The sequence below is a fragment of the Enterococcus cecorum DSM 20682 = ATCC 43198 genome (assembly GCF_000407565.1).
GTDB classification, from domain to species: Bacteria; Bacillota; Bacilli; order Lactobacillales; family Enterococcaceae; genus Enterococcus_E; species Enterococcus_E cecorum.
This window is the reverse complement of the sequence record NZ_ASWI01000003.1, coordinates 604,874-626,677: the sequence shown is the minus strand read 5'-3', so window position 1 is coordinate 626,677 and position 21,804 is coordinate 604,874. Positions and strand designations below refer to the sequence as shown.

Annotated in this window: 23 protein-coding genes and 1 tRNA gene; 3 read left to right on the top strand and 21 right to left on the bottom strand. The window is 38.3% G+C overall.

All coding sequences use genetic code 11. The features are described 5' to 3' along the window. The first annotated feature begins 96 nt into the window (after positions 1-96). Entirely contained in the window at positions 97-1,440 is a 1,344-nt protein-coding gene (gene brnQ, locus I567_RS03860; protein WP_016250938.1) for a branched-chain amino acid transport system II carrier protein, read from the top strand. A gap of 391 nt (positions 1,441-1,831) precedes the next feature. On the opposite strand, the gene I567_RS03855 is transcribed toward brnQ, so the two are convergent. Genes I567_RS03855 through ruvA form a run of 4 tightly spaced genes read right to left on the bottom strand, consistent with a single transcriptional unit; the run spans position 1,832 to position 4,479 of the window. Next, positions 1,832-2,284, bottom strand: a complete 453-nt coding sequence (locus I567_RS03855) for a low molecular weight protein-tyrosine-phosphatase (protein WP_016250937.1) — start codon at positions 2,282-2,284, stop codon at positions 1,832-1,834. 9 nt (positions 2,285-2,293) lie between these two features. Further along, a complete protein-coding gene (locus I567_RS03850; protein ID WP_016250936.1) occupies positions 2,294-2,848 on the bottom strand; it encodes a TetR/AcrR family transcriptional regulator in 555 nt (184 codons plus the stop codon). 11 nt (positions 2,849-2,859) lie between these two features. After that, on the bottom strand, positions 2,860-3,849 hold the full coding sequence (ruvB, locus tag I567_RS03845; RefSeq protein WP_016250935.1) for a Holliday junction branch migration DNA helicase RuvB: 990 nt from the start codon (positions 3,847-3,849) through the stop codon (positions 2,860-2,862). Between the two features lie 30 nt (positions 3,850-3,879). Beyond that, a complete protein-coding gene (ruvA, locus tag I567_RS03840) occupies positions 3,880-4,479 on the bottom strand; it encodes a Holliday junction branch migration protein RuvA (protein WP_016250934.1) in 600 nt (199 codons plus the stop codon). A 115-nt stretch (positions 4,480-4,594) separates the two neighbouring features. On the opposite strand from ruvA, the gene I567_RS03835 reads away from it, so the two are divergent. Together I567_RS03835 and I567_RS03830 are read left to right on the top strand one after the other, a co-directional pair. Beyond that, positions 4,595-5,074, top strand: a complete 480-nt coding sequence (locus I567_RS03835; RefSeq protein WP_016250933.1) for a GNAT family N-acetyltransferase — start codon at positions 4,595-4,597, stop codon at positions 5,072-5,074. A 60-nt stretch (positions 5,075-5,134) separates the two neighbouring features. Next, positions 5,135-5,207: transfer RNA gene (locus I567_RS03830), tRNA-Thr, on the top strand. A 242-nt stretch (positions 5,208-5,449) separates the two neighbouring features. On the opposite strand, the gene I567_RS12350 is transcribed toward I567_RS03830, so the two are convergent. The 17 genes from I567_RS12350 to I567_RS03750 form a co-directional block, all read right to left on the bottom strand. Further along, entirely contained in the window at positions 5,450-6,256 is an 807-nt protein-coding gene (locus I567_RS12350; RefSeq protein ID WP_016250932.1) for a peptidoglycan recognition protein family protein, read from the bottom strand. Then, on the bottom strand, positions 6,253-6,642 hold the full coding sequence (locus I567_RS03815; RefSeq protein ID WP_016250931.1) for a phage holin family protein: 390 nt from the start codon (positions 6,640-6,642) through the stop codon (positions 6,253-6,255). The genes I567_RS12350 and I567_RS03815 overlap by 4 nt, the downstream gene beginning before the upstream one ends. A gap of 58 nt (positions 6,643-6,700) precedes the next feature. Then, positions 6,701-6,859, bottom strand: coding sequence for a hypothetical protein (locus I567_RS12735; protein ID WP_016250930.1), 159 nt, complete (start codon positions 6,857-6,859; stop codon positions 6,701-6,703). After that, on the bottom strand, positions 6,859-7,080 hold the full coding sequence (locus tag I567_RS03810) for a hypothetical protein (RefSeq protein WP_016250929.1): 222 nt from the start codon (positions 7,078-7,080) through the stop codon (positions 6,859-6,861). Before I567_RS03810 ends, I567_RS12735 begins: the two co-directional genes overlap by 1 nt. Continuing rightward, positions 7,077-8,348: a tail fiber domain-containing protein gene (locus I567_RS03805; RefSeq protein WP_154656934.1), complete on the bottom strand. Its 1,272-nt coding sequence runs from the start codon at positions 8,346-8,348 to the stop codon at positions 7,077-7,079. Before I567_RS03805 ends, I567_RS03810 begins: the two co-directional genes overlap by 4 nt. A 134-nt stretch (positions 8,349-8,482) precedes the next feature. After that, entirely contained in the window at positions 8,483-11,977 is a 3,495-nt protein-coding gene (locus tag I567_RS03800; RefSeq protein WP_016250927.1) for a hypothetical protein, read from the bottom strand. Between the two features lie 3 nt (positions 11,978-11,980). Further along, positions 11,981-13,411, bottom strand: coding sequence for a distal tail protein Dit (locus tag I567_RS03795; RefSeq protein ID WP_016250926.1), 1,431 nt, complete (start codon positions 13,409-13,411; stop codon positions 11,981-11,983). Between the two features lie 8 nt (positions 13,412-13,419). Then, on the bottom strand, positions 13,420-17,751 hold the full coding sequence (locus I567_RS03790) for a phage tail tape measure protein (RefSeq protein ID WP_016250925.1): 4,332 nt from the start codon (positions 17,749-17,751) through the stop codon (positions 13,420-13,422). Beyond that, complete coding sequence (locus I567_RS12625) at positions 17,751-17,924, bottom strand: hypothetical protein (protein WP_018345405.1); 174 nt, start codon at positions 17,922-17,924, stop codon at positions 17,751-17,753. The genes I567_RS03790 and I567_RS12625 overlap by 1 nt, the downstream gene beginning before the upstream one ends. Positions 17,925-17,950: 26 nt before the next feature. Then, complete coding sequence (gene gpG, locus I567_RS03785; RefSeq protein WP_016250924.1) at positions 17,951-18,334, bottom strand: phage tail assembly chaperone G; 384 nt, start codon at positions 18,332-18,334, stop codon at positions 17,951-17,953. Positions 18,335-18,368: 34 nt separating this feature from the next. Then, positions 18,369-18,557, bottom strand: coding sequence for a hypothetical protein (locus I567_RS03780; protein WP_016250923.1), 189 nt, complete (start codon positions 18,555-18,557; stop codon positions 18,369-18,371). A 13-nt stretch (positions 18,558-18,570) separates the two neighbouring features. Further along, positions 18,571-19,146, bottom strand: a complete 576-nt coding sequence (locus tag I567_RS03775) for a major tail protein (RefSeq protein ID WP_016250922.1) — start codon at positions 19,144-19,146, stop codon at positions 18,571-18,573. A 19-nt stretch (positions 19,147-19,165) separates the two neighbouring features. Further along, the gene (locus I567_RS03770) at positions 19,166-19,549 is read right to left on the bottom strand and encodes a hypothetical protein (RefSeq protein ID WP_016250921.1); all 384 of its coding nucleotides are present in this window, start codon (positions 19,547-19,549) and stop codon (positions 19,166-19,168) included. Continuing rightward, positions 19,546-19,965: an HK97-gp10 family putative phage morphogenesis protein gene (locus I567_RS03765; RefSeq protein ID WP_016250920.1), complete on the bottom strand. Its 420-nt coding sequence runs from the start codon at positions 19,963-19,965 to the stop codon at positions 19,546-19,548. Before I567_RS03765 ends, I567_RS03770 begins: the two co-directional genes overlap by 4 nt. Beyond that, positions 19,965-20,330: a hypothetical protein gene (locus I567_RS03760; protein ID WP_018345406.1), complete on the bottom strand. Its 366-nt coding sequence runs from the start codon at positions 20,328-20,330 to the stop codon at positions 19,965-19,967. The genes I567_RS03765 and I567_RS03760 overlap by 1 nt, the downstream gene beginning before the upstream one ends. Beyond that, entirely contained in the window at positions 20,311-20,598 is a 288-nt protein-coding gene (locus tag I567_RS03755) for a head-tail connector protein (RefSeq protein WP_016250918.1), read from the bottom strand. Before I567_RS03755 ends, I567_RS03760 begins: the two co-directional genes overlap by 20 nt. 85 nt (positions 20,599-20,683) lie before the next feature. Then, complete coding sequence (locus I567_RS03750; protein ID WP_016250917.1) at positions 20,684-21,799, bottom strand: phage major capsid protein; 1,116 nt, start codon at positions 21,797-21,799, stop codon at positions 20,684-20,686. Positions 21,800-21,804: the final 5 nt, after the last annotated feature.

Here is a 21,804-nt window from a genome sequence, read left to right as displayed (position 1 = left end):
TATCATTAAAATTAACGATATCTAAAATAAATAGGATTGTCATTTTCCGCAAAATTAGATACAATTTATTCAATTCTTTTTGAAAAGAGGTTTAAAATGGAAAAGAAATTATCATCAAAAGATTATTTGTATCTTGGTTCCATGTTATTCGGATTATTCTTTGGAGCAGGAAACTTAATCTTCCCTGTGCACATGGGACAAGAAGCCGGTGCCAATGTTTGGCCAGCGATTATTGGATTTTTAATTACTGGAATCGGTTTACCATTCTTAGGGATTATTGCTATCGGGATTTCCGGTGAAAATGGTTTATTTGACTTAGCTTCACGCGTACATAAAGGTTATGGGTACTTCTTCACCGTCGCATTATACTTAGTCATTGGACCATTTTTTGCAATGCCACGTCTAGCAGCTACTTCCTTTGAAATCGGCTTAACCCCATTTGTCGCGGAAAGCCAAAAGACCTTATTCTTAGCAATTTTTAGTATTCTATTTTTCGCTTTGTCTTGGTGGTTTTCACGCAATCCAAGTAAGCTATTAGACTATGTGGGTAAATTTTTAAATCCGTTATTCTTAGCACTTTTAGCTATTTTAATCGTAATGTCCTTTGTCAAACCAATGGCTAATATTCATGATATCACAGTGCTTGGAAAATACCGTGATCATGCCTTCTTTACTGGTTTCCAAAATGGATATAACACTTTGGATGTCTTGGCTTCTTTAGCTTTTGGGATTATCGTCGTGAATACCTTAAAAAATAAAGGCGTCACTAAAAAAAGCACCATTACCGCTGATACCTTTAAATCAGGTGCAGTAAGTGTACTATTAATGGGAATTATCTATTCTTTCTTAAGTTTAATGGGAACAATGAGCATGGGTAAATTTGACTTAAGTGAAAATGGGGGTATTGCCTTAGCTCAAATCGCACATTACTACTTAGGAACAGGTGGAAGTATCATCTTGGCTTTAATCGTTGTGGTGGCTTGTTTGAAGACAACCATTGGCTTAACCACCGCCTTTTCTGAAACTTTTGCCGAATTATTCCCAGGCTTAAGTTATTCGACTTTAATTGCTGGTGTTTCGATTATTCCATGTATTATCGCGAATGTCGGTTTAACAAGCATCATTTCTTATAGTACGCCAGTGTTAATGTTCCTATATCCTTTAGCCATTATCTTAGTACTATTAGGCGTTAGTGGCCCCTTATTCAAAAATAATCCAATTGTTTATCAAACAGTGACGATATTTACGATTATTCCCGCATTAATCGATGGCCTACAAAGTTCGCCAGCGTGGATTCAAAATGCTAGCATAACCCAAAAAATTATTGAATTTGCTAAAAATACTTTGCCATTCTTTGGTATTGGTATGGGCTGGATTGTGCCTGCAGTATTTGGTTTGATTCTTGGTTTAGGCATCTATCTTATCAAAGAAAAATTATAAAACGCAAAAAGGTTGGGATTTCCCAGCCTTTTTACCTTTCCTTTAATAAAAGTCAAAAATTTCTTAGCGTTTTGTTCATATATTTTTCACAACTCTTACCTATAATAAAAGCATCCCAATAAAACAACCCTTAAACATTTTTTCGTTTTAACTCCTTTCTATGAGCTAGTTGGTACGTCCGACTAGCTTTTTTTTCTATAGGAAGATATAGTTATTCGTAGACGCTTTTTTTCATTCTTTTTAAAATCGTCTTATTCTCTTCACAAAAAATTCACGACTTCTAGGTATAGTATAAATATCCCAACAAACAACCCTATAAAAACACTTTTTCATTTTTAACTCCTTGTAAAAACGGACGAGCCTATCCAATGGATAAACTCGTCCGTTTTTCTTATTTTATCTTTTCATACCAAGGTTTTAACCCTAGTGATAATAATCGATACGTCTCTTCAAAATTACCCGTATACCACGGATCAGGTATCTCTTTTCCTTGATAGCCATCCACGACATCTAAGTACAAATAGACCTTGTCCTTACAATCTTGAGGGGCTCTAGCGGATAAATCTGCCACATTTTGATGATCCATCCCAATGATATAATCATATTCATAAAAATCTTGTGTCGTAATCGGCGTAGAAAACATCGCTGAAGTATCAATTCCTAAGTGAGTAAGAACCTTTTTCGTTCCTGGATGTACTGGATTGCCATGCTCCCAAGTACTCGTCGCTGCAGAAGCCACTTCAATATCTGAACGGTGATTTTTAGCTAAATAATCACGCATCAAACCCTCAGCCATCGGAGAACGACAAATATTTCCTAAACAAACCATTAATACTTTTGTCATAACGGCCTCCTATTCTTTTTCCTGATAAATACGATAGGCAAAAAATTCAATATCCGTTGCTAAGCGATACAGTTGGACCGCAATTTCAAAAGCTGATTGCGGAAAATCATCGCGAATCCACGTTTCTAAAATGCCCGTACAACCATAAGAAAAGAAGCGGGAATAAAACTCCATATCCTCGTGTGACAACTCTTTATTCACATCCATCTGAATAAATAAGCGCACAAAAGCAGGCTGTACTGTCTGCATAAAATTTTCTAAAAACAAGTGATGATGTGTCTTTAAAATTGTTTGATAAAAACGTCCATCCGCTTGAATTACTTTCAGCATTTTTAAAGCCTGTTCTTCCCAATTATCCAAAGACAGTGAATCAATCCTTAAATGAACCAATGCCTCATTCACATAAACCCAACTAAATAATTCCTCAATATTTTTAAAGTGATAATAAAAAGTTTGGCGGTTAATGCCTGCCATTTGTGTTAAATTTTGAATTTTAATTTGATCTAATTTTTGTGTCTGACAAGCTTCCTTTAAGGCCTGTGCTAATTTTTCTTTCGTATTCACTGTTTGTTCCTCTAATCTTCTTTTATCGGATAGCCAAAATGCTCATAAGCTAAATGCGTTGCCATCCGTCCACGTGAAGTGCGTTTCATCAAGCCACATTGAATCAAATAAGGCTCATACATATCCTCTACCGTATCAGGCTCTTCACCGATATTCACCGCTAAAGTATTCAAGCCAACCGGACCCCCGTGATAGACTTCGATTAAGGTTTTTAATAATTTTTGGTCAATATAGTCTAGCCCAATTTTATCTACTTGGAGCAAAGTCAAAGCCTGATCAGCAATTTGACGTTTGATTACGCCGTCTGACTGAACTTGCGCAAAATCACGGACTCGCTTTAGTAAACGATTGGCAATTCTCGGTGTCCCCCGTGAGCGTCTAGCAATCTCTAACGCTCCTTCTTCCACGATTTCAGCTTGGAAAATGTCTGCCGAACGCAAGACAATCTCTTTTAATTCTCTTTCTTGATAATACTCCATATGCGCAATAATTCCAAAACGATCACGCAATGGTGCCGATAACATCCCCGCTCTAGTCGTTGCCCCAATCAAGGTAAATGGCGGTAGTGGAAAATGGACAGGATGAGCTGTGGTGCCTTGTCCGACCATAATATCAATATAGAAATCTTCCATCGCCGAATACAAGACCTCTTCAGCAACTCGCGGTAAACGATGAATTTCATCAATAAATAAGACATCGCCAGGCTCTAATTCATTCAATACCGCCACTAAATCCCCAGGCTTTTCAATGGTAGGACCACTTGTCGTCTTGATATTTACACCCATCTCATTGGCTATGACCATCGCCATGGTTGTTTTCCCTAAGCCAGGCGGACCATATAACAAACAATGATCTAAGGCTTCTTCTCGCTGTTTAGCCGCTTGAATATAAATTTGTAATTGTGATTTCACCTTTTCTTGGCCGATATACTGTGTAAAATACTGCGGCCTTAAAGATTTTTCCAGATACATTTCATCATCCATCATTTCCGGTGATATCATTCTTTCGTCCACATCTTCACCCCTTTACCTTTATTTTTTCATTAATAATTTCAATGCACGGCGTAAATATTCATCCGTTGTCAACTGTTCATCTGCCAATGCTTTTTTCGCTTTCTGCGCATCTTTTTCTTTATATCCTAAGGCAATTAATGCTTGCAAGGCATCTTCTAGTGCTTGATTGCCATCTACAGTTTGGACTACTTCTGGCGTAAATAGCGTGATTTCTTGATTTAACTCGCCTAGCTTGCCTTTTAAATCGAGCACCATTTGAGAAGCGGTCTTTTTACCCACACCCGGAAATTTCGTCAAGTAGGTCACATCACCTTGCTCAACAGCCTGAATCAATCCATGCATATCATCGCCTGCCATAATCGCCAAGGCACTCTTAGGACCAATCCCTGAGACTTTGATTAATTGTAAGAATAAATTTTTCTCTTCAATCGTTTGAAAAGCAAAAAGCAGGTGTCCATCTTCGCGAATAATTTGTTGGACATAAACCTTTACCTCTTCTTCGCTCACATGGTAACGATACGGATTGCTAGATAACAATTGATAGCCGATACCATTCACTTCTAAAACGATATATGCCGGATAAATACCTGTCACCCGACCAATAAAATACTCGTACATAAACATTCCTTTCTTGTACATATGTTCTTATCCATTTTAGCACAACGCCCATTTAAAAAAAAGATTGGTGCCCATATTTCAAAGTGCTATAATGGAAAAAAGTGAGGTGACAGCAATGGAATTAGTCGAAGTGAAAAATGAAAAGGATTTAGCTGTTTTGATGCCGCTATTAAAGGAAATTTGGGCAGAAGTCTTTACACCCATTATCGGGGCGGATCAAGTCGCTTATATGTTGGCTAATTACCAATCTCAAGACAATATTGAAGATGAAATGAAAAAAGGTGCCCACTACCTTTTGCTCGTTTACGACTCAAAACCAGTGGGATATACAGCCTATGAAGAAAATGAAGAAGGAGTCTATCTTAGCAAACTCTATCTCCATGCTAATACGCGCGGAAAAGGATTCTCTAGCCAAGTATTTGACTGGTATGAACAATTAGCAAAAGGTAAACGACTATACCTCAATGTCAACCAAGGAAATGCCCTAGCTATCCGCATTTATGAACATCGTGGCTTTACCCTTGCTGGTGAGAGATATGTAGATATTGGTCAAGGCTTTATCATGAATGACTATATTTACGAAAAACTTTGCTAAAAAAATGGACAAACCCCTTTACAAGACAAGAGTTTTTTAATAAAATAGTTCTTGTCTTAGGCCAGCTTAGCTCAGTTGGTAGAGCAACGCACTCGTAACGCGTAGGTCACAGGTTCGAACCCTGCAGCTGGCATATCAATAAAAGCGTTGAGCCTCATGAGGTTCAGCGGCTTTTTTATAACGTTTTTCCATTAAAATATCTATCGTTTTGTTTGATGTTGCCAAAAAAGTTGCCAAAACCAATTGTGAATTGTGCACAAGTTTATGATTGGAGTTATTTTAAAAAGCAAAGCATTCTTAGAGGATTTAGAAGAACTCGAAGAATTAATTGCAACACGCAAAAAAAGCCCTAGCGAAAAACTAGGGCTTAATTCGTTAAATGCCTACTTTTTTGGCGATTTTGTCAACCTTGTCAGCCAACTCTTGTAAATTAACAACAGGTTGTTGTAATCTAATCCACCATGGTGCTTTGTTATCCCAGGTATATTCTGGAATTTCTTTTCCATTATTTTTACGATAAACTTCCTTCAAAATATTAATTACATCAGGATGACTAATGTATTCATAAGTTACTCCATTGAAATAATATGCATCCTTTCCATTGCCTTTTTTATTTGGAATCCAATAAATTGCGTACATAGTTACTGTACCTCCTTGATTTGTATTTTGATTATTAATATTTTGAGCAACCCCTTGCTCGACATCCTTTTTAAATTGCTCCTTGCTAATACCCCACTTAGCTAAGTATGGATATGGGTCCGTATGATCAGACCCATTATTTGGCTGATTAGCAGTGCAGTATGCGTGTGTTTTAATGCCTTCAAGCGCGCCGCTGTCTAACGTGGTAGGAATACCACCTTCCGTCGCTAATCGACGTAGTAAATCGACATAAATCTTATAGTCAACCATAAACTCTTCTTTGGTCTTGTGACTCTCGATTAACTCAACCGCTGCGTAGGTCTCGTAATTCCAATCGCCACCGACATCGTATGCTCCTCGGTTAGTTAGCGCTGTTTGAATCGCTCGTCCGTTTCCTACAACGTGTGTAAAATAACCACTATTAAGGTCTTTGCGCTGCATGTAGTCAGCCTCGTTCTGCGCGGTACTATTAGGATTCGCCGTACTATGTGCGTGCACTTGTCGATAAGGTGGATACCCAACTCGTGGTGTATCTGTTCTCATTTTCCGTCATCTCCCTTGTCTGCTGCATTTTTTAATTTTTCCAAATGGTCAACTACAAATTTAGGCAACGGTAATCCTAATTGTCCTAAATTTTCTGTTACTGAGATTCCGTATACTGCGATGTAGAAGATTACAAACGCATTCGCCATCATGGTCAAATCCATAATACGTAAATATGGATAAGCAACCACTACCAATAACACGACTAGTAAGTGTTTGACGATACCGAGTAAGCCTTTAGTCGAGTTGCCTTGTTTTCCAAGTAACCCCTTAGAAATACCTGTAAATACATCAAACAATACTAGCCAAATAAATACCTGGATAAACACGTTGTCTGCTAAATGTCTAAATTCTGCCAATAATTTCAAATTGTCTATTATCATCATTTTTAACCACCATTCTTTCTAAATTAAAAGGATGTGGAAATATCCACACCCATAGCTATTATTCTTCGTTTTCCGATTCCACGTTATCCGCTTTTAGCTTTTCAATTTCCGCTTTCAGATTCTCAATCTCTCTATCCTTATCATCAATCGTAGCTACTAGCTGTAATCGTTCTAATTCGAGCTGTCCTAATCGTTCTTGTACTAGCTGATTCAACATTAGTTAATCCCTCCAGTTAATTCTTTGACAAACTCTTCTTTTGCTTTATCAAACCATTGGTTAGGCGTTAGCTCGTTTAAATTATAGCCACTTTCGTTATTCAAAGGCACGTTCGCCGCTAAACTGATAAAGCCGATATTCGCATTCATAAATACTGTAGCATTCGTGATTTGTCCTTCTTCCACTTGTAAATTGACATTCGTTACATTTGTTGTAATCATAATAAATTACTTCCTTTCGTGTTATATATTATATTTTCCAAAAGATTTACTTTATTTGATAATTTTTGCACTGCACCAATTAGGACTGGGATTAAGCCACTATCTTTAATCTGATAGTAACCTCCTACCTTGAATACCGCGTTGGGCAATATTTCTTCGACTTCTTGAGCAACTAAACCAAAATCCTCGTGTACATTATCTGATTTCCAGTCAAACTGTCTTACAGCTAGCTGATTGATTTTATCTAGCGAATCTAATATAGAAGGTTTGATATTATTTTTTAAACGTTGATCGGACAACCACATTGATATGCCCCATGCTTTTCCTGCTCTACTTCTGACTTCGGTGTATGTACCAGAAGCATTTGGATTAGCTATAGTCATCTGTTTTATAGCCGAATCATTATTCATTGTGGTTTGTGGAATATAATTAGCATTGACTACTAGCTGCTCTTGATTCTTCGTATAAATTTCCAACCTACCTTGTGTACTTTCAACAACCGACTTTCCGTCTTCGTTGGCTATTATTCTTAGGTAGTAAGGAGTTTTATCAGTACGGCTAACGGTGTTAGCAACCAAATCAAGATACGCTTTCTTTCCGACAAGATGTATTCCAGAATTTAAATTCGTACCTACGTTTGTAGATTCTGGCTCTATCTTAAAACCTTCTGCATGAAATTCGATTTTTCGTTTGGCAAATACACCATCACTATTTTTCATCTCGTTCAAAAATCCACTATATGTTAGTTTGGTGGAACCGGCATATCCATTAGTATCAAATATTGTCATGTTAACAGATTGTGCTCCATAATACCCGATAGAATTGTTTTGCGTCGAAATGAACCAACCATCCATTAATTGAGTTGTGCCATTAGATCCAGTAGACTTGACAATTGTTCCGTCAATCGTTCCACCTTTGATATAATTTCCGCTGATCTCAGTCGACTTAATCTTGTTGGTAATAATGCTGTTAGCCACCAAATTATTAATAAACGCGTCATCCATTTTAGTGGAGCCATTTAATCTGATTAATTTTGCGTTAATCTCGGCTGTAGATGTGTTTGCGTTTAGGTTAAGCGACGCTAATATATCGCCAGCGCTATTTAAAGCTGTTATGGCATATTTGTTAGCCAGTTGATTGACCTTAGTTGTGAGCCCTGTACTGCTATCGTACACGGTTGATGAAATGCGGTCAGCAAGCTGCTTGACTTCTGTGTATTGCGTTAGGGTTGCCATGTCTTCTGGCGCCGGGTACCAGTCTGTCATCATATTTCCAATCTCTAACTTTTCGTGTCTAGATTGAATATTTGTTTCCAGTTCTGTGATGTTTGTGTTCGTAGAATTTATTAAAAAATCAATTCTTTGATAACCTACTAATGTCGAATCAATACGCACGGTCAACTTTATTTTTTTTCTTCACCGATATTACAAATTTCTCCATAATAATTTAGCCTGTCTGCATCGCTGTTAAAAAACTGGACTCTAATTCTTCCACCTTTGATAGCGTTTGACGGTACTTTTAAATCGCAAGATGCAGTAATATAATCTCCAACTTTTAAATTCAAATCAGATAAATTCCTAGAAAATAAAATAGCCACCCACTGACCCAAATCGAATTTTTTATAGTCTTTGTGCGTTCCTGTTAGATAATTCCTACCGCCGACTTGTAAATTATCCAACTTACTCTTTGTACTCTTCACATAACTAGCAATTCCTTGACCATCTATCGTCAATTTGCTATCAATTGTTGACTTGTCATAGTAATTGCCCAACTTAGTATTAATATCTTGCGTATACTGTGCTGTTATCCCACTGACTGCTGTGGATAATTTGCTGTCAACCGTCGTTTTTTGGTAGTAGTTGTTAGATAGGTTGTTGTTAATACCGTCGATTTGTGACTGTTGGTCTTCTGGCGCTGGGGACCAGGGTGTAGCTGTGTTTCCTTCTTCTAACATAAAACCGTATACGCAAATTTCTACTCCTGCCGTTACAAACCAAATATATGGTATAAAAAATGCATCTAGCGTTGTATCAAATTCGATTGTGACTTTTGTCCATTTGTTTGCTATTAGTCTACTCACACTATATTTAAGATTAGTTTCTGTATGGATGTTTGTACCATTGGCAACTTGATGATGACCAATACTATCAAAAGCAAATCTGTGATCTACGTTCGTTTTTATCCAATAGCTAAATATATAATGTTTACCTTTTGATAGATTATAGTATCCGTAATTATTTGTAATTCTAATCCCATGAGAATTACCGCTTACTCCATCATTTATTTTAATTTTGTAATATTTTAATGAGCCTTCCGTTATCACTTCGGCGGTCGATTCGCCATATTCAAAATATTTCATATTACTTTCGCTGACTTCTGAGTGTAGTAGTAAGTTTCGTCCACCGACTTGCAAATTATCCAACTTATTCCCAACTTCAGTAATCCCACTAGCCACCTGTTCAATACGGTTGCTTGTTTGGTCTATCCTAGTCGACTGAGTGGTTACCGTCTTAGTCAAGCTAGCTACATCAGCGATTGCCTTATCAGCGTTAGATTTCGCTGTGTTAGCTGTGCTGACTGCACTATTTGCACTCGCTACAGCATTAGTCGCATTTTGGCTAGCACTGTTTGCTACGTTTGTTGCATTTGAGGCTTTATCTAGTGCACTGTTTGCTGTGCTACTTGCGTTCGTAGCGCTAGTCACTGCACTGTTAGCTTTGCTGTAAGCGTCGTTGGCTAACTTCTGCGCTTCGGTCGTATTTGTTTGTATCGTTTCAATACTGGACACTTGCTGACTTATTTTCTTTGCGGTTTCTTCCTTAAATGAGTTGTATTCGCCTTGTAATGTCGTCAAGTCAGATTTAACTGCGTATTTTTCCGACATTTCCTGTTTCACGCTTGCCACTGAGTCGGATATTGTCTTATTTAACGTTAACTGTGTCTCAGACAAATTCGTCTTGGTGGCATAATTTTGAGTGAGCGTAGTCTTGACGGTCTCAATTTTACTAGCTAAATCAGTTTCAGCGCTTGCTAAATCAGACCTTACGTTATCCACATTCGTATTTAACTTACTGATTTCTGTGTTTGTCAATCCGATTAATCTATTTGCTTCGGCCGCATCTGCATTAGCTTTATCGGCTAACTCCTTAGCTGCATTTGCTAGTCCGTTAACTAAGGCGGTCTGTTTGCTTGCTTCGTCAGCTGTATCTTTAGCACTATTCGCTGTATCTATAGCGCTATCTGCTTTACTATCGGCCGCGTCTGCTTTATCCTTTGCTTCATCTGCCACTTTAGCAGCGTCGTCTGGGTTGCGTTCCCATTTGTATACTTTAGGGTTTGTGCTTGCCTCTGTCGAATAGTCAACATAATAACCACGGTATTTAGGTATTTTCGTTGTAGGCAATTCTAAGCTAAATCCTACGCTACCATCTGCTGAGTCTGCCCATGCTAGATGCACGACTGGCGTTTTACCTGGCGAGCCGTCTTTTACGTTAAATACCGTTAATTCATTTCGCCCACGTTCTCGGCCATCTTTTTCTGCAATTATCAGATAAGTTGCCAATTCGTCGATACTACCGGCTCTCACGATAATACTTGCGTCGTGGCTGTACTCGGTCGAATTTTTAAACCAGGTAAGGTTAAACTCATTCGTGACGTCTTTAGGGCCGTCCATGACGCGTGCAGTGAGTGTTGTTTCACCAAAACCGTTTTTAAAGCTGTAACCGTTAGATGTCAGTATTTGGACATCAAAGACTTTATTCGCTTCAATCAGCGCGTTCATACGTGTGATTAATTCGTCGGCTATCTCGCTATATACACGTACATAGTTTGATAATTCTGTCCGATTGTTACCTTGTAGTTTATCGATTAGACTCCATTTTTGCTTAGTAACTCTAGCAGTTAGCATTAAATCATCCGTCGTGTATTTGTCATCGATCAGCAATACTTTATCGTTCACGTCTGCGTCGATATAGCCATCAATTGTGTAGTCAATCTGTGGCTCGCAATGTTTTTTCAACTCTCCCAACATATACGCATATAATGCTTCTTTAGTCGCGTGTTCGGTATTGTCAAATTCTCGCACAATATAGCCATCGGAAGTCTTTTTATTGGTAATAGATATAAACTTATCTCTTGCCTGTGGCGCATAGATTGTTCCACCTGACGTGTAAAATAGTAGTTTCTTTTCGTCGTCATAAACTTTCTTATCGAGTCCACTGATGGTTAATCCATCTTTACCAGTCCCACGTATAGCCGAGTAAAATTCGTCGATGGATGATTTAAATTTAATCAATTTTAGTTGGCTGTTACTAATTCTAAAAGGCGTTCCAGTTCTGTCTTTCCCTAACTCATTCAGCGCATGGACGTTTAATCTAAATTCTTTCAGCGAGTAATCGTCATTGAGTTCTGTTTCAAATTCGATTTCTGCATCAAATTTTGTGGCTATACTTAAAATTCTAGCTAAAATCGTATCTTCGCCAGTCCATTCTAACTTACGAGAGCGGTTGGATATCGTATTGACGTTTAAACGTATCGAATGTTCTGGGTCAAAGACATTTAAATATTCTGCAAAAGTCATATTCCGACTAGCCTTATACGACGAGCGTACTTCTCGCAACGCTTCTAGTGACAAGCTGCGCGCTTCGACTTGATATTCATATTCAGATTCCCTAGATACTGATGTAACGGTCATCCAATAGTCTTTTCCACGAAAAATAAACGCTAAACGCATTCCCACATCGACTATCTGCGTCTTACTATAATATTTAAGGTCTAAAAAAGCCGACCCTTGAGCGTATACCTCTAAGTCGGCTGAATGATATTTAATTCCGTTCGCGTTGTCGAAAAAACCGATATTATAGCTATCCGTGGAATCTCTAATTGCAATTCTTGTCAAATGTTATACCCACCTTTCTACGATTTCCGCTGTGGCTGATTTAATTTCTCCAAAGCTAGATGTAGTTAAAATGATTTCCGTCTCGCCTGGCGGTACTAAGAAATACTTACTACCTTTGATTTCGTCTTTCTCAGCGACCTTATTGTTGACGTATAATTTGCCTTGCTGACCATCGATTTTTAATTTCGTACCGCTTGGATATCTGTTAGGTACGTCCTTCCAATAGGTCGCATTTAATTTCGTGAAAGAAAAATCAGACAACCCCATCTCAGTTGCCAATCTGTCTGTGGAGTTTAGACCTGCCATTTGCCCTAGGAAAAATTGGACTTTTTTCGCTTTGAGATTTTTTAAAGCGTTTGATTGGTAGCTAAAATAACTGCCATACCAATAAAACGTGACTTTATCAGCTTCTTTTTTCAAATCAAACATATTGCTGTTTTTGGTAATGCCCTCGCCACCGTAAGGATTGTCTCTTAACCAAACAGATGTAGTGAACGGTATAGTTTTTTTAATTCCTTGACCACCAATCGTAAAACATACTTGGCCTTTGTTTCCACTTCGGTCATATTTTTCGATAATCATGCCAGCAATCAATTGATTGTTTTCATCGACTACACATAAGGCCCATTCGCCAGTTTGCCCCATCAATCCAGCTTCAAATCTTGCTCTCGCCCAAATATACCAATCTGTACACGTTTCAGACAAAGGTAATTCTTGGATTGCGCCAAAATAGCCACCGTTAGCCGTGTTTGTAAATCCTTTATTAGCTAATTTTAGCCAGCCGTTTTGGATAGACATATCGGTTACATCTTTTTTGTTTTGATTTTCATAAAAAGTTGTACCCGCTGTCCATTGAGCAAAGCCTGTATGCAATTTGACATTCTTCTTCGCTTGCTCCATGTCTGCTTCATCGACTTTGCCAAATTGTAGGATTCCGTGTTCGGACACTAAGCCGATATAGCCAGTTTCCCTTGCGATATCAATGTTGTAATTCACATACGCCCATTCGCTACCGTTGTTAACAATTGTCGTTTTCCAAGAGGCGTCTGACTGTTTGGTAAATGTAAAGGGAGTGATGGTTTTAGATTTTGATACGCCGTCAACAACTAAAAACGAAATACTTCCTGTGGCTTTATGATTGCCACGTTTCATTTCTATTTTTCCTGTTGGCACCGCGTCAAAATAGCGATTATCTCCAAATTCTAATTTCTTAGGTTCTTTAACGTTTAAAATTTCTTGTAGCCAATCATGGACTAGTCGTGGATTTCCATCTGTTATAAACGGCAAATTAATGATTTTTGATTTACGATCTAAATAAAAAAAGGTTAAATCATCACTAACAATAGGTTCATAATCTGCTCCGATGAACGGACTATATTCGTTTAAAATCGTAATTCGTGATGTTAAATCCACACCATTAAATTTTACTATCATCTATCTAATCACCTCCCATTTACTAAATCTGCACGCATCTTATCGCGATTTTGCAAATTGTCTACAAATTGATAAGACTTATTGGCGATGTCTTGCGCTGAGATAGACCATTGCTTGCTAGCCAACAGATTGAGTAACTTAATAATTTGTTCGTTCTGACTACGATTATCGTCAAGTAATTTAGCTAAATTACTAAAATCTACCACATTGCTTTCAGTAGTTGAATTGTCATTTAACAGATTAAATATCCGTGCGTTCTTCGGAATGCCCACACCTTCTGCATAATGTGGAAATAGCCGTTTGGTTTGACGTGCTGTTAAGACTTTAGAACCTCGCGGCAAGTTAGGAAGAAATACATCGCGTCCTTCTGGGATGAATGGCATTCCGCCTTTTGGAATGACTAACTCTTTATAAGTTGGTCCAGGTTGGTCGTTGACGATTGCCGGTCCACCTAAGTGGTAATTCGTACCTTTAGCAAAATGAATGCCCAATTTAGATAAAGCCGACCTAGCCATTCCTGAAATGCTAGCTACGATATTAAAACGTTTGGTAATTGTTTCGCTTCCGCCAAATGCTCTTACGTTACGAGTAGCTTCTTTAGCCGGAGCAGATGCATTATCAATACCAGTCATTGTCTTAGACCCAGGTGTAATTCCTTTAAATCTATTTAATGCATCACTACCACGATTGGCTTCGCTAACTACACTGTTCGAGTTACCAGTCAATTGCTTTTGTGGTGGATTATTAGATGCATAGCTATTTAACGATTGCTCGCTTTGTAATGCTTTATTTAACAAATCTTGGTTATTCGCATACATTTGCTTAATACCAATCGGTAACGCATTCCATTCATTCATGCGCTGTTCTGATGATAGTATTTTAAACAATGCATCTTGGTTGTTTGCTAACATTAATTTCTCGTTGCTAGGCAAAGCGTTCCAACGATTAAAGTATTCTTCCGACTCATAAATCGTCATTTTGAGATTTTCGTTTTTAGCCAGTAATTCCTTGACTTCGACTGGCAATGTTCCCCAAGATTTTACTTTTTCTTCAGATTGATTAATCACATTTAAAAAGTCGTAATTGCTAGCTTTTAATTCTTTAATCTGTGGTGCGTATTGGTCCCACAATCCTAAATTCATTAATGTTTCTGCCATGACTTCTGGTGTGTTTGAATATAGGACAGCTTTCTTTTGTTCAAAGGTTAAATTATCCCAGTCACCTTTAACTTGTAACGCTTGGGTAATTGTTTTAGTTGCATTACTCTTGATTAATGCCTGTTGCTCGGTAAACGTCATAGATTCCCATTTACCATTCGCAATTGCTGCCTCTGCAATCATTAACTTAGCATTAGATGATAATTTTGCTGTTTTACTTGCAAAAATTAACTGATTCCATCCTTGCTCTGAGTTAGCTGCTTCGTTAATAGCTTCTTGTGCGTTGGTTTTGATTTCTCCTGTCTTAGGATCTAACACTAAGCTATTCCAAAACTCACCGTACTCATTTGCTTCATCAGCCATTAATTTTAATGTCTTAGCATTCTTTTCAGCTGATTGCGCTGATGTAGTTGTTAAATCGCTAAACGATTCCATCATGCGTTTATTTTGCGCAATCATCGCTTGCCCTGCGCCGTTGCTAGCGTCAATAATTTGACCGTTGGCTAAAAAGATTTGATTAGCTAATTCTGGATATTTTTCTAATATCATTGCCATTTGTTGGTCAACGGCTGTAGTGGCTGTCTCGGAGCTTTCTTTAAGCAAGTTGAGGATATTCTTCGCATACTGGCTGTTTAAATCATAACCTGCATCCTGCAATGATTTCTTGGTATTCTCAACTAATTGGGAATATTCTTGTTGTGCATTTTGTCGTTGTTTTCCTAATGACTCTAGCCACGCTCTTGCTTGCGACTCGCTCGCTTCTTGCACGTTACCAGTCATTGCAGCTAAAATCTGTTTCGTTTCCTTTTCGGATTTTCCTAAAGATTGGACATAAGCGGTCGCACTTTCATTGGCTAACTGTTTAATTTGTGTCGTTTCAGCAAAAGTTAACTGGCGATGATGATTGGATGCTTGTTCACGGATAGCTGCAATCTTATCGTTATTTTCTTTAACGATATTCAGATATTCTTGCTGATTATTGATTTCGTCGTTTGTTAACTCATTAGCTGCATTTTGGATATCTTGTGGCAATTGATTAACTAATTCTTTTAATTTCGTAATACGATTCGTCATTTCTGTTTCAATTGCTGTACCCATTTTTGCGAAGTTAGCAACTGCCTTATCTGTATTACTAGATATGCCTTGCTCTAGCAAAGTAAACTGACCGCTTGCTGTTTGTGCGCTGTTTGATACTTTGGTTAATGCTTCATCGGTTGCTTGGCCGACATCGCTACCCCAACGTTTTGTTCGTTGCGCGCTGTTCCACGCTTCTTCGCCCCAAAGCTTCCATGCGCCGTATCCAGCGCCTAACGCTAATACTGTACCACCTATTGCTAAACCAACTGGTCCGGTCAATACACTAGCAAATCCAGCTAAGCCACCAGCACCACTTGCCACACTAGCTGATGTACCTACACCGGTTAGGGCTGTGGAAATACCTGTAGCAGCTGCCTTGGCTTCTGCTTGTTTAGCGATTAAGTTGACTAAGCCTTTTTCTAACGTTCCAAATGCTTTAAATAATCCGCCTATCGTGGTTATGCCGCTACCTAAAATTTTAAAAGTAGGTCCAGCAGCTGCACCCATCGCAATCCATTTCAAAATACTTCGTTGTTGCTCTGGCTCTAGCTTACTAAATCTATCTGCCATATCGCCGAGCGTTTTTAGCCAAGGTTTCGCCGCTTGCAAGCCATCACGTAAGGCATCTACCAACGGACCTCCAAAATCAATTGCTACATTAACTGCTTCGTTACGTAGCATTTTTAACTTAGATTCAGTCGTTTCATATCGTTTGCTTGCTTCGTTGGCTAAAGCATTATTTTCATTGAATGCTTTATTACCACCTTCGATGGCTTTAGTCATTAAGTCACCGGCATTTGCAGCACGAAGTAAAGTGTCTCGTAAACGTACTTCGGTAATACCCATTTCGTCCAAGACTGCAATAGCTGATTTACCATGTTTTTCGGATTCTCCTAACCCTTTGATAAATCGTTCCAAAGCTACTTCTGGCTTGGATTTAAATAATTGTGCGAATTTATCGCTTGTCATCCCGGCTACACTAGCGAATGATTCTAATGATTCACCGCCTTTTTCGACTGCCAATTGAAGAGAGACCATCAATTTGGAAAAGGCAGAACCACCTTGTTCTGCTTCAATTCCGACAGAACTTAAAGCAGCAGCAATCCCCATGATAGAACCTTGAGATAATCCTATTTGTTTACCAGCACCGGCTAAACGTAAGCCCATTTCAGTAATCTCTTTTTCTGTTGTGGCAAAATTATTGCCAAGAAACACGATTGAGGATCCTAAATTACTAAACTTATCTTGTGACATACCAGTAATATTGGCTAAGCGCGCCAACGCTGTACTTGCTTCATCTGCTGATAAGTTAGTCGATTCGCCCATATCAATCATAGTCTTAGTAAATTCGACGATGTGGTCGGTCGAAATACCCAACTGGCCGGCGTTTTCTGCAACTTGTGCAATTTCTGCATGAGTTGCCGGTAATTGTGTAGCTAAATTTTTTAATTGACCTTCTAATTTAGCGTAGGAATAAGTCACGTTTCCGTTTGCATCGACCATTTCGTTGACTGTTTTTTTAACACCAGTAAATGCCGACTCCCAATCGATTGCTGCTTTAGTCACTGCAATTGTGCCGGCCATAATTGGAGCAGTAACACCAACGGTCATCGATGTTCCGATACTAGACAATCCATTACCAAACGTTTTTAATCGTTCGCCATTTTTAATCAGATTATCGCCAGTTTTATTCAGCCATCCGGTAAATCCTTGTGTTTCCACTTGCAATCTAGCCATATCAGCTGCTGTCTGATTAATCTGACCACGATAACCTTGTAATTTAGCTTCAGCTTGTGCTAGCTGTCCGGCTAGTCGTTCTGTACGCTTAGTTGCTTCGCCATTTTTATCAAACGAATTAGCATAATCTGTTTTTAATTGATCAACGACTTTCTGCTGCGCTTTCATCGCGTTAGTTAGACCGTCATATTTTGATTTCAGCCCATCCAACCGATTACCGCTAGCAACAGCTGAATTCATACTTGCTCGTGTGGCTTGTTCCCACATTCTGACTTCATTTTTAGCACTTTGAAGTCCTTTACCGAACTTTGATGAATCAAGCCCTAATTCAACAATCATCTGTCCTAAAGGTGTACCCATATTTGCCATTAAACGTTAACACCTCCTGTTTCTAAAATCCACTGTTCCATATCCATGACTTGTGGTTGTTTTGATTTTTCGGATGCAAAAATAATGTCATCCAAATACTTCACATCTGTATTTAATAAGTCTTCAAGTGACCAACTCGGGAATGCTTTTAAAATTTCTCGAGTTAACTTCAAATAGCTTTCGTGTAGGTCACTTCCACTTATTTTGGGGCTTCTTCATCCTCGTCTTCTTTTTTGTAGCCCAACACATCGTACATGATAATATTCATAATTTCGTCAGTAGCGTCTGACGGTTCCAATCCGTCTAAAATCGCATCTTTCGTAACTGCCTTATCATCAAATAAATTCGCTACAAACTCTGCGCGAAAATTGGCTAATTTTAATTCATAGGCAGTATATTCAGCAGTAGGAATAATAGGTTTATCGTTGCCATCTACTGGTAACTGTTGGACGAATTTTTCGTATTCATCCGTAATTTCAGCTTCTTCTTTCAGATAATCCAAACGTTTACGATATGGCACGAATTCCTGGTAATACGTTTTAAATTCGCCTTTCTTATTTCGCAATTTTAATTTAATAGCCATTGTTTTTTCTCCTTTAAAAATAAAAGGCTAGCAATTACTCACTAGCCTTTTTCTTTGTTTTAAAGCCAACCAAATCCACACGTTCGGATTCTAATCCATTCTCTAACGTGCAAATTTGATATGTTCCTTTTCTAATCGTTTGACCTGGTTTCAATCCTTTAATGGTTAAAGGACTTTCTCCTTCTGCGACTAATTCATCTTTTTTGTAAATTCGATAAATCATGTTAAGTCACATCCTAGGCAGCGGCATTAACGAATAATAAATTTTCTAATGCAGTAACTGCTGTATCGCCAACCGCTTTAGCCACATACTGTGCTTTATCATCAATTGTCTTAGCGGAAATAGCCACTGTATACTCATCAGGTTCTGGCGTAGGTGTCTTATCTTCTTTAGTATTTGCAGACATAGAATCTTTCGAGAATTTACCGCAGAAGATACCAACCGCTACACGTTCGCCGTTCAATGCTTTGGATTCTAACATAATCGCCACGTTAGGCGCTTTCGTTGCTTCGCCATATAAAAATAAACCTTCTGATTTCTTTAATGTACCTAAGATTTCATTTTCGATATCGAATGGTAAATCTAAAAGATTTAATTTCATGTTAGGGTCGCCTACACCATCTTGCACGACATAGTAAGCGACGTCCGAACCGTATGCTTTGACTGCTTCACTTGACAATCCGCTTAATTCAAAGCTTGATGTAGCACCTTTGCCTTGCTTCCCTTCGACGACATATTTCTTAGTAGACACTACTTTTAATTCGTCGTTTAAAACTGCGATTGTCGCTTTTTTAAATCCTACAAGTGCCATAATTGTATCTCTCCTTTAATTAATAATCTGTTTTATAAATATCTGATACATAAATGTATCGTCTGGCGTCCACGTATCTTTTTGTTTCCTTAAAATACGCATCTAAACCGCCTGTTAACTGGCTAAATCCCAGTTGTTTCAATAGCTTTTTGACTTCTAACTGTACTTCTTTTGCTTTCATGCGTTTGGTAGCTTCCACATTGACTTGATAAGTCATTTCCATCGCTAATTCATCGTCCGAACCGTAATAGCTAGGCTCTGGTGGCGCCAATGGCGAGATAACGATAAAAGGAGCAGAATTTAAATTCATGTTTTCTGGAGTTTCGTAAAATTTAATACGTTTGTTGTCAATGATTGTAGATGTAGCTAATTTATTGTAAATCTCCATTAACATATCATTCATAGTCCTAACTCCTTTTTAATTACGTCCATCATTATTTCTTTAACTTCATTTTGCATATCATTCATGGATTTCTGAACAGCTCCATAACCTGCTGGAGTAATTCTATTAAACGTTCCATGAGCGTTATATCCAAATTCATTTAAATGGACTAATCGCCATCTTTCCATCGGTCCTTCCCATCCTATATCTATTAACCTCTCACCATATTGATTTCTAACGCGCGACAAAACGACTTCATCTACAGTAGCACCTGTTCTTTTAAAGTACGAAATATCATTTTGAAGTTTATCAGCACCATATTGTCCAGCTTTTTTTAAAGCTTTGTTACTGACAGTAGCTATCACTCTGGAACCTAACTTATTTTCTAAATTTCTTAGTACACCTTCAACTCCATATATTTTGTAATCGTTAGCCATCAATCATCACCAACCACTCCTAACACGATAGTATATTTATCATCTGTTGGGCGAATGTCATAGATGTTAAACGTTTGATTTTGATATCTATAATCATCCACTTTAACTTGTAAATCTCGCGTCGGAATAAACGCTGTCGATTGATTTCGTATCACAATGGTCATTCCGAATTTCGCATTGATATTATTCAAAATCTCAATATCTTTCATCGACGAATTGTAGATTTCACAAAACGTAGAAAAGACTTCTGATAATTCATCTTCACTTGGTTCTGGCCCATCATAGCTATTGCTTAAAAAATGGACTGGCGTTTTCAAACGACCATTATTCAGTGGTTTCTTCCATTCAAACGTTGGCTTCATCATCAGTCACCGCCTTCTTTAAGTTAGCAATGCTAGCTGTTCCTAAGTCATTGATAAAATTATCATAAAAAAATTCTAAGCTATCATTGTATACATATCGACTTCGTTCAATGACTAACTCACGGATAGCTGGATCAGTCAAATTATCACTACCTGTTAATTTTTCAATGGCAGATACGGACGACTCTAAGATAGCTTTTAAATTTTCGTCATCCGTATCATAGCCGATTCGCATACGTTGCTTAAATAATGTTAAAAGGCTATCATTCATCGTCGATACCCCCATTAATTAACTTCCACCATAGCCGTGGTCTCAGTAGTGGTTACTCTGGCCAAGCTAGGTGGAACGGGGGCTTTTACTCCCCCGGAATAGCCAAAGTCCACACAGCAGCAGCAGTATTATCGTCTGCTTTACCGTAAGCAAATGTCTTAGCAGTGTAAAGATCCATATCTTCCATTGCTAAAGTTTCTTGATACTTGCGAATTGTAATACCGCCACCAACAGTAGCATAGTAGCGATCTTTAACGAACGTAGTTACTTTGCTTGCTGTTTGCGCTACAGATTCGATAATTTCTAAGTTAAACGGCATAGCTGTCACATAAACACCCATTGCATTTAAGGTTGTGTATTGCGCGCGTACTTCCCATGCGTCTTGTGGATTTACAACCATTACTAACTTACCGGCTGTGGCTACTGCTGTCTTACCGTCTTCTTTTACGCTGTGTAATTTAAATACCTTAGTCAATTCTTTAACAGTCGTTTTAGCATCAGCAAATGTTAAAGTACCGCTAGGGTCTTTTTCTGGATACACGCCACCGGATACAGATACGCCCTTTTGTACTTGGCGAGTTAATCCGATTGGTTTGTCCTTGCCGTCACCTGATAAAAACGCTGCTTCTAAAGCAACCGCGAACACTTCATCGATTTGTGTACGAACAAAACGTTCAATCCAACCAACACCTAAGTCTTGCAAATCTTTAGGAATAACCACAAAGGCAGTTAATTTAGAATCGATGTTTTCTTCTTCGCTAAATGCTGCATCTAATTGGCCTTTGATTTCTCCATAGATTTTACCCCAAACAGCCTGACCACTAGTTGTTGATTTTAAAATTTTACGACGCATACCACTATTCACTACGCCAATAGCTGTTAATAATGGATGTGCTGTTTCTAAATCTTCAAAGATACGATCAATCGTTTCTTGTGGTAATAATTTTTCTTCTTTGTAGCCGACTTCTTTCGTGATTTCGTTAAAGAATTTACGTTCGCGAGCAGATAATTGTCCATCTAATGGATTAACTGCAATTGCTGCTTCACTTGCTAAACGCGCTTCTGCAACCACATCTTCACGTAAAACATCTAGCATTTCTGCATATAACTTTCCTTGCGTTTCAACATCTACGCCACCTTTGATAGCTGAGATAAATTGGTCGCGGATGTCAGTAAATTTTTCTGATAATCGAATTGTCATTCTTC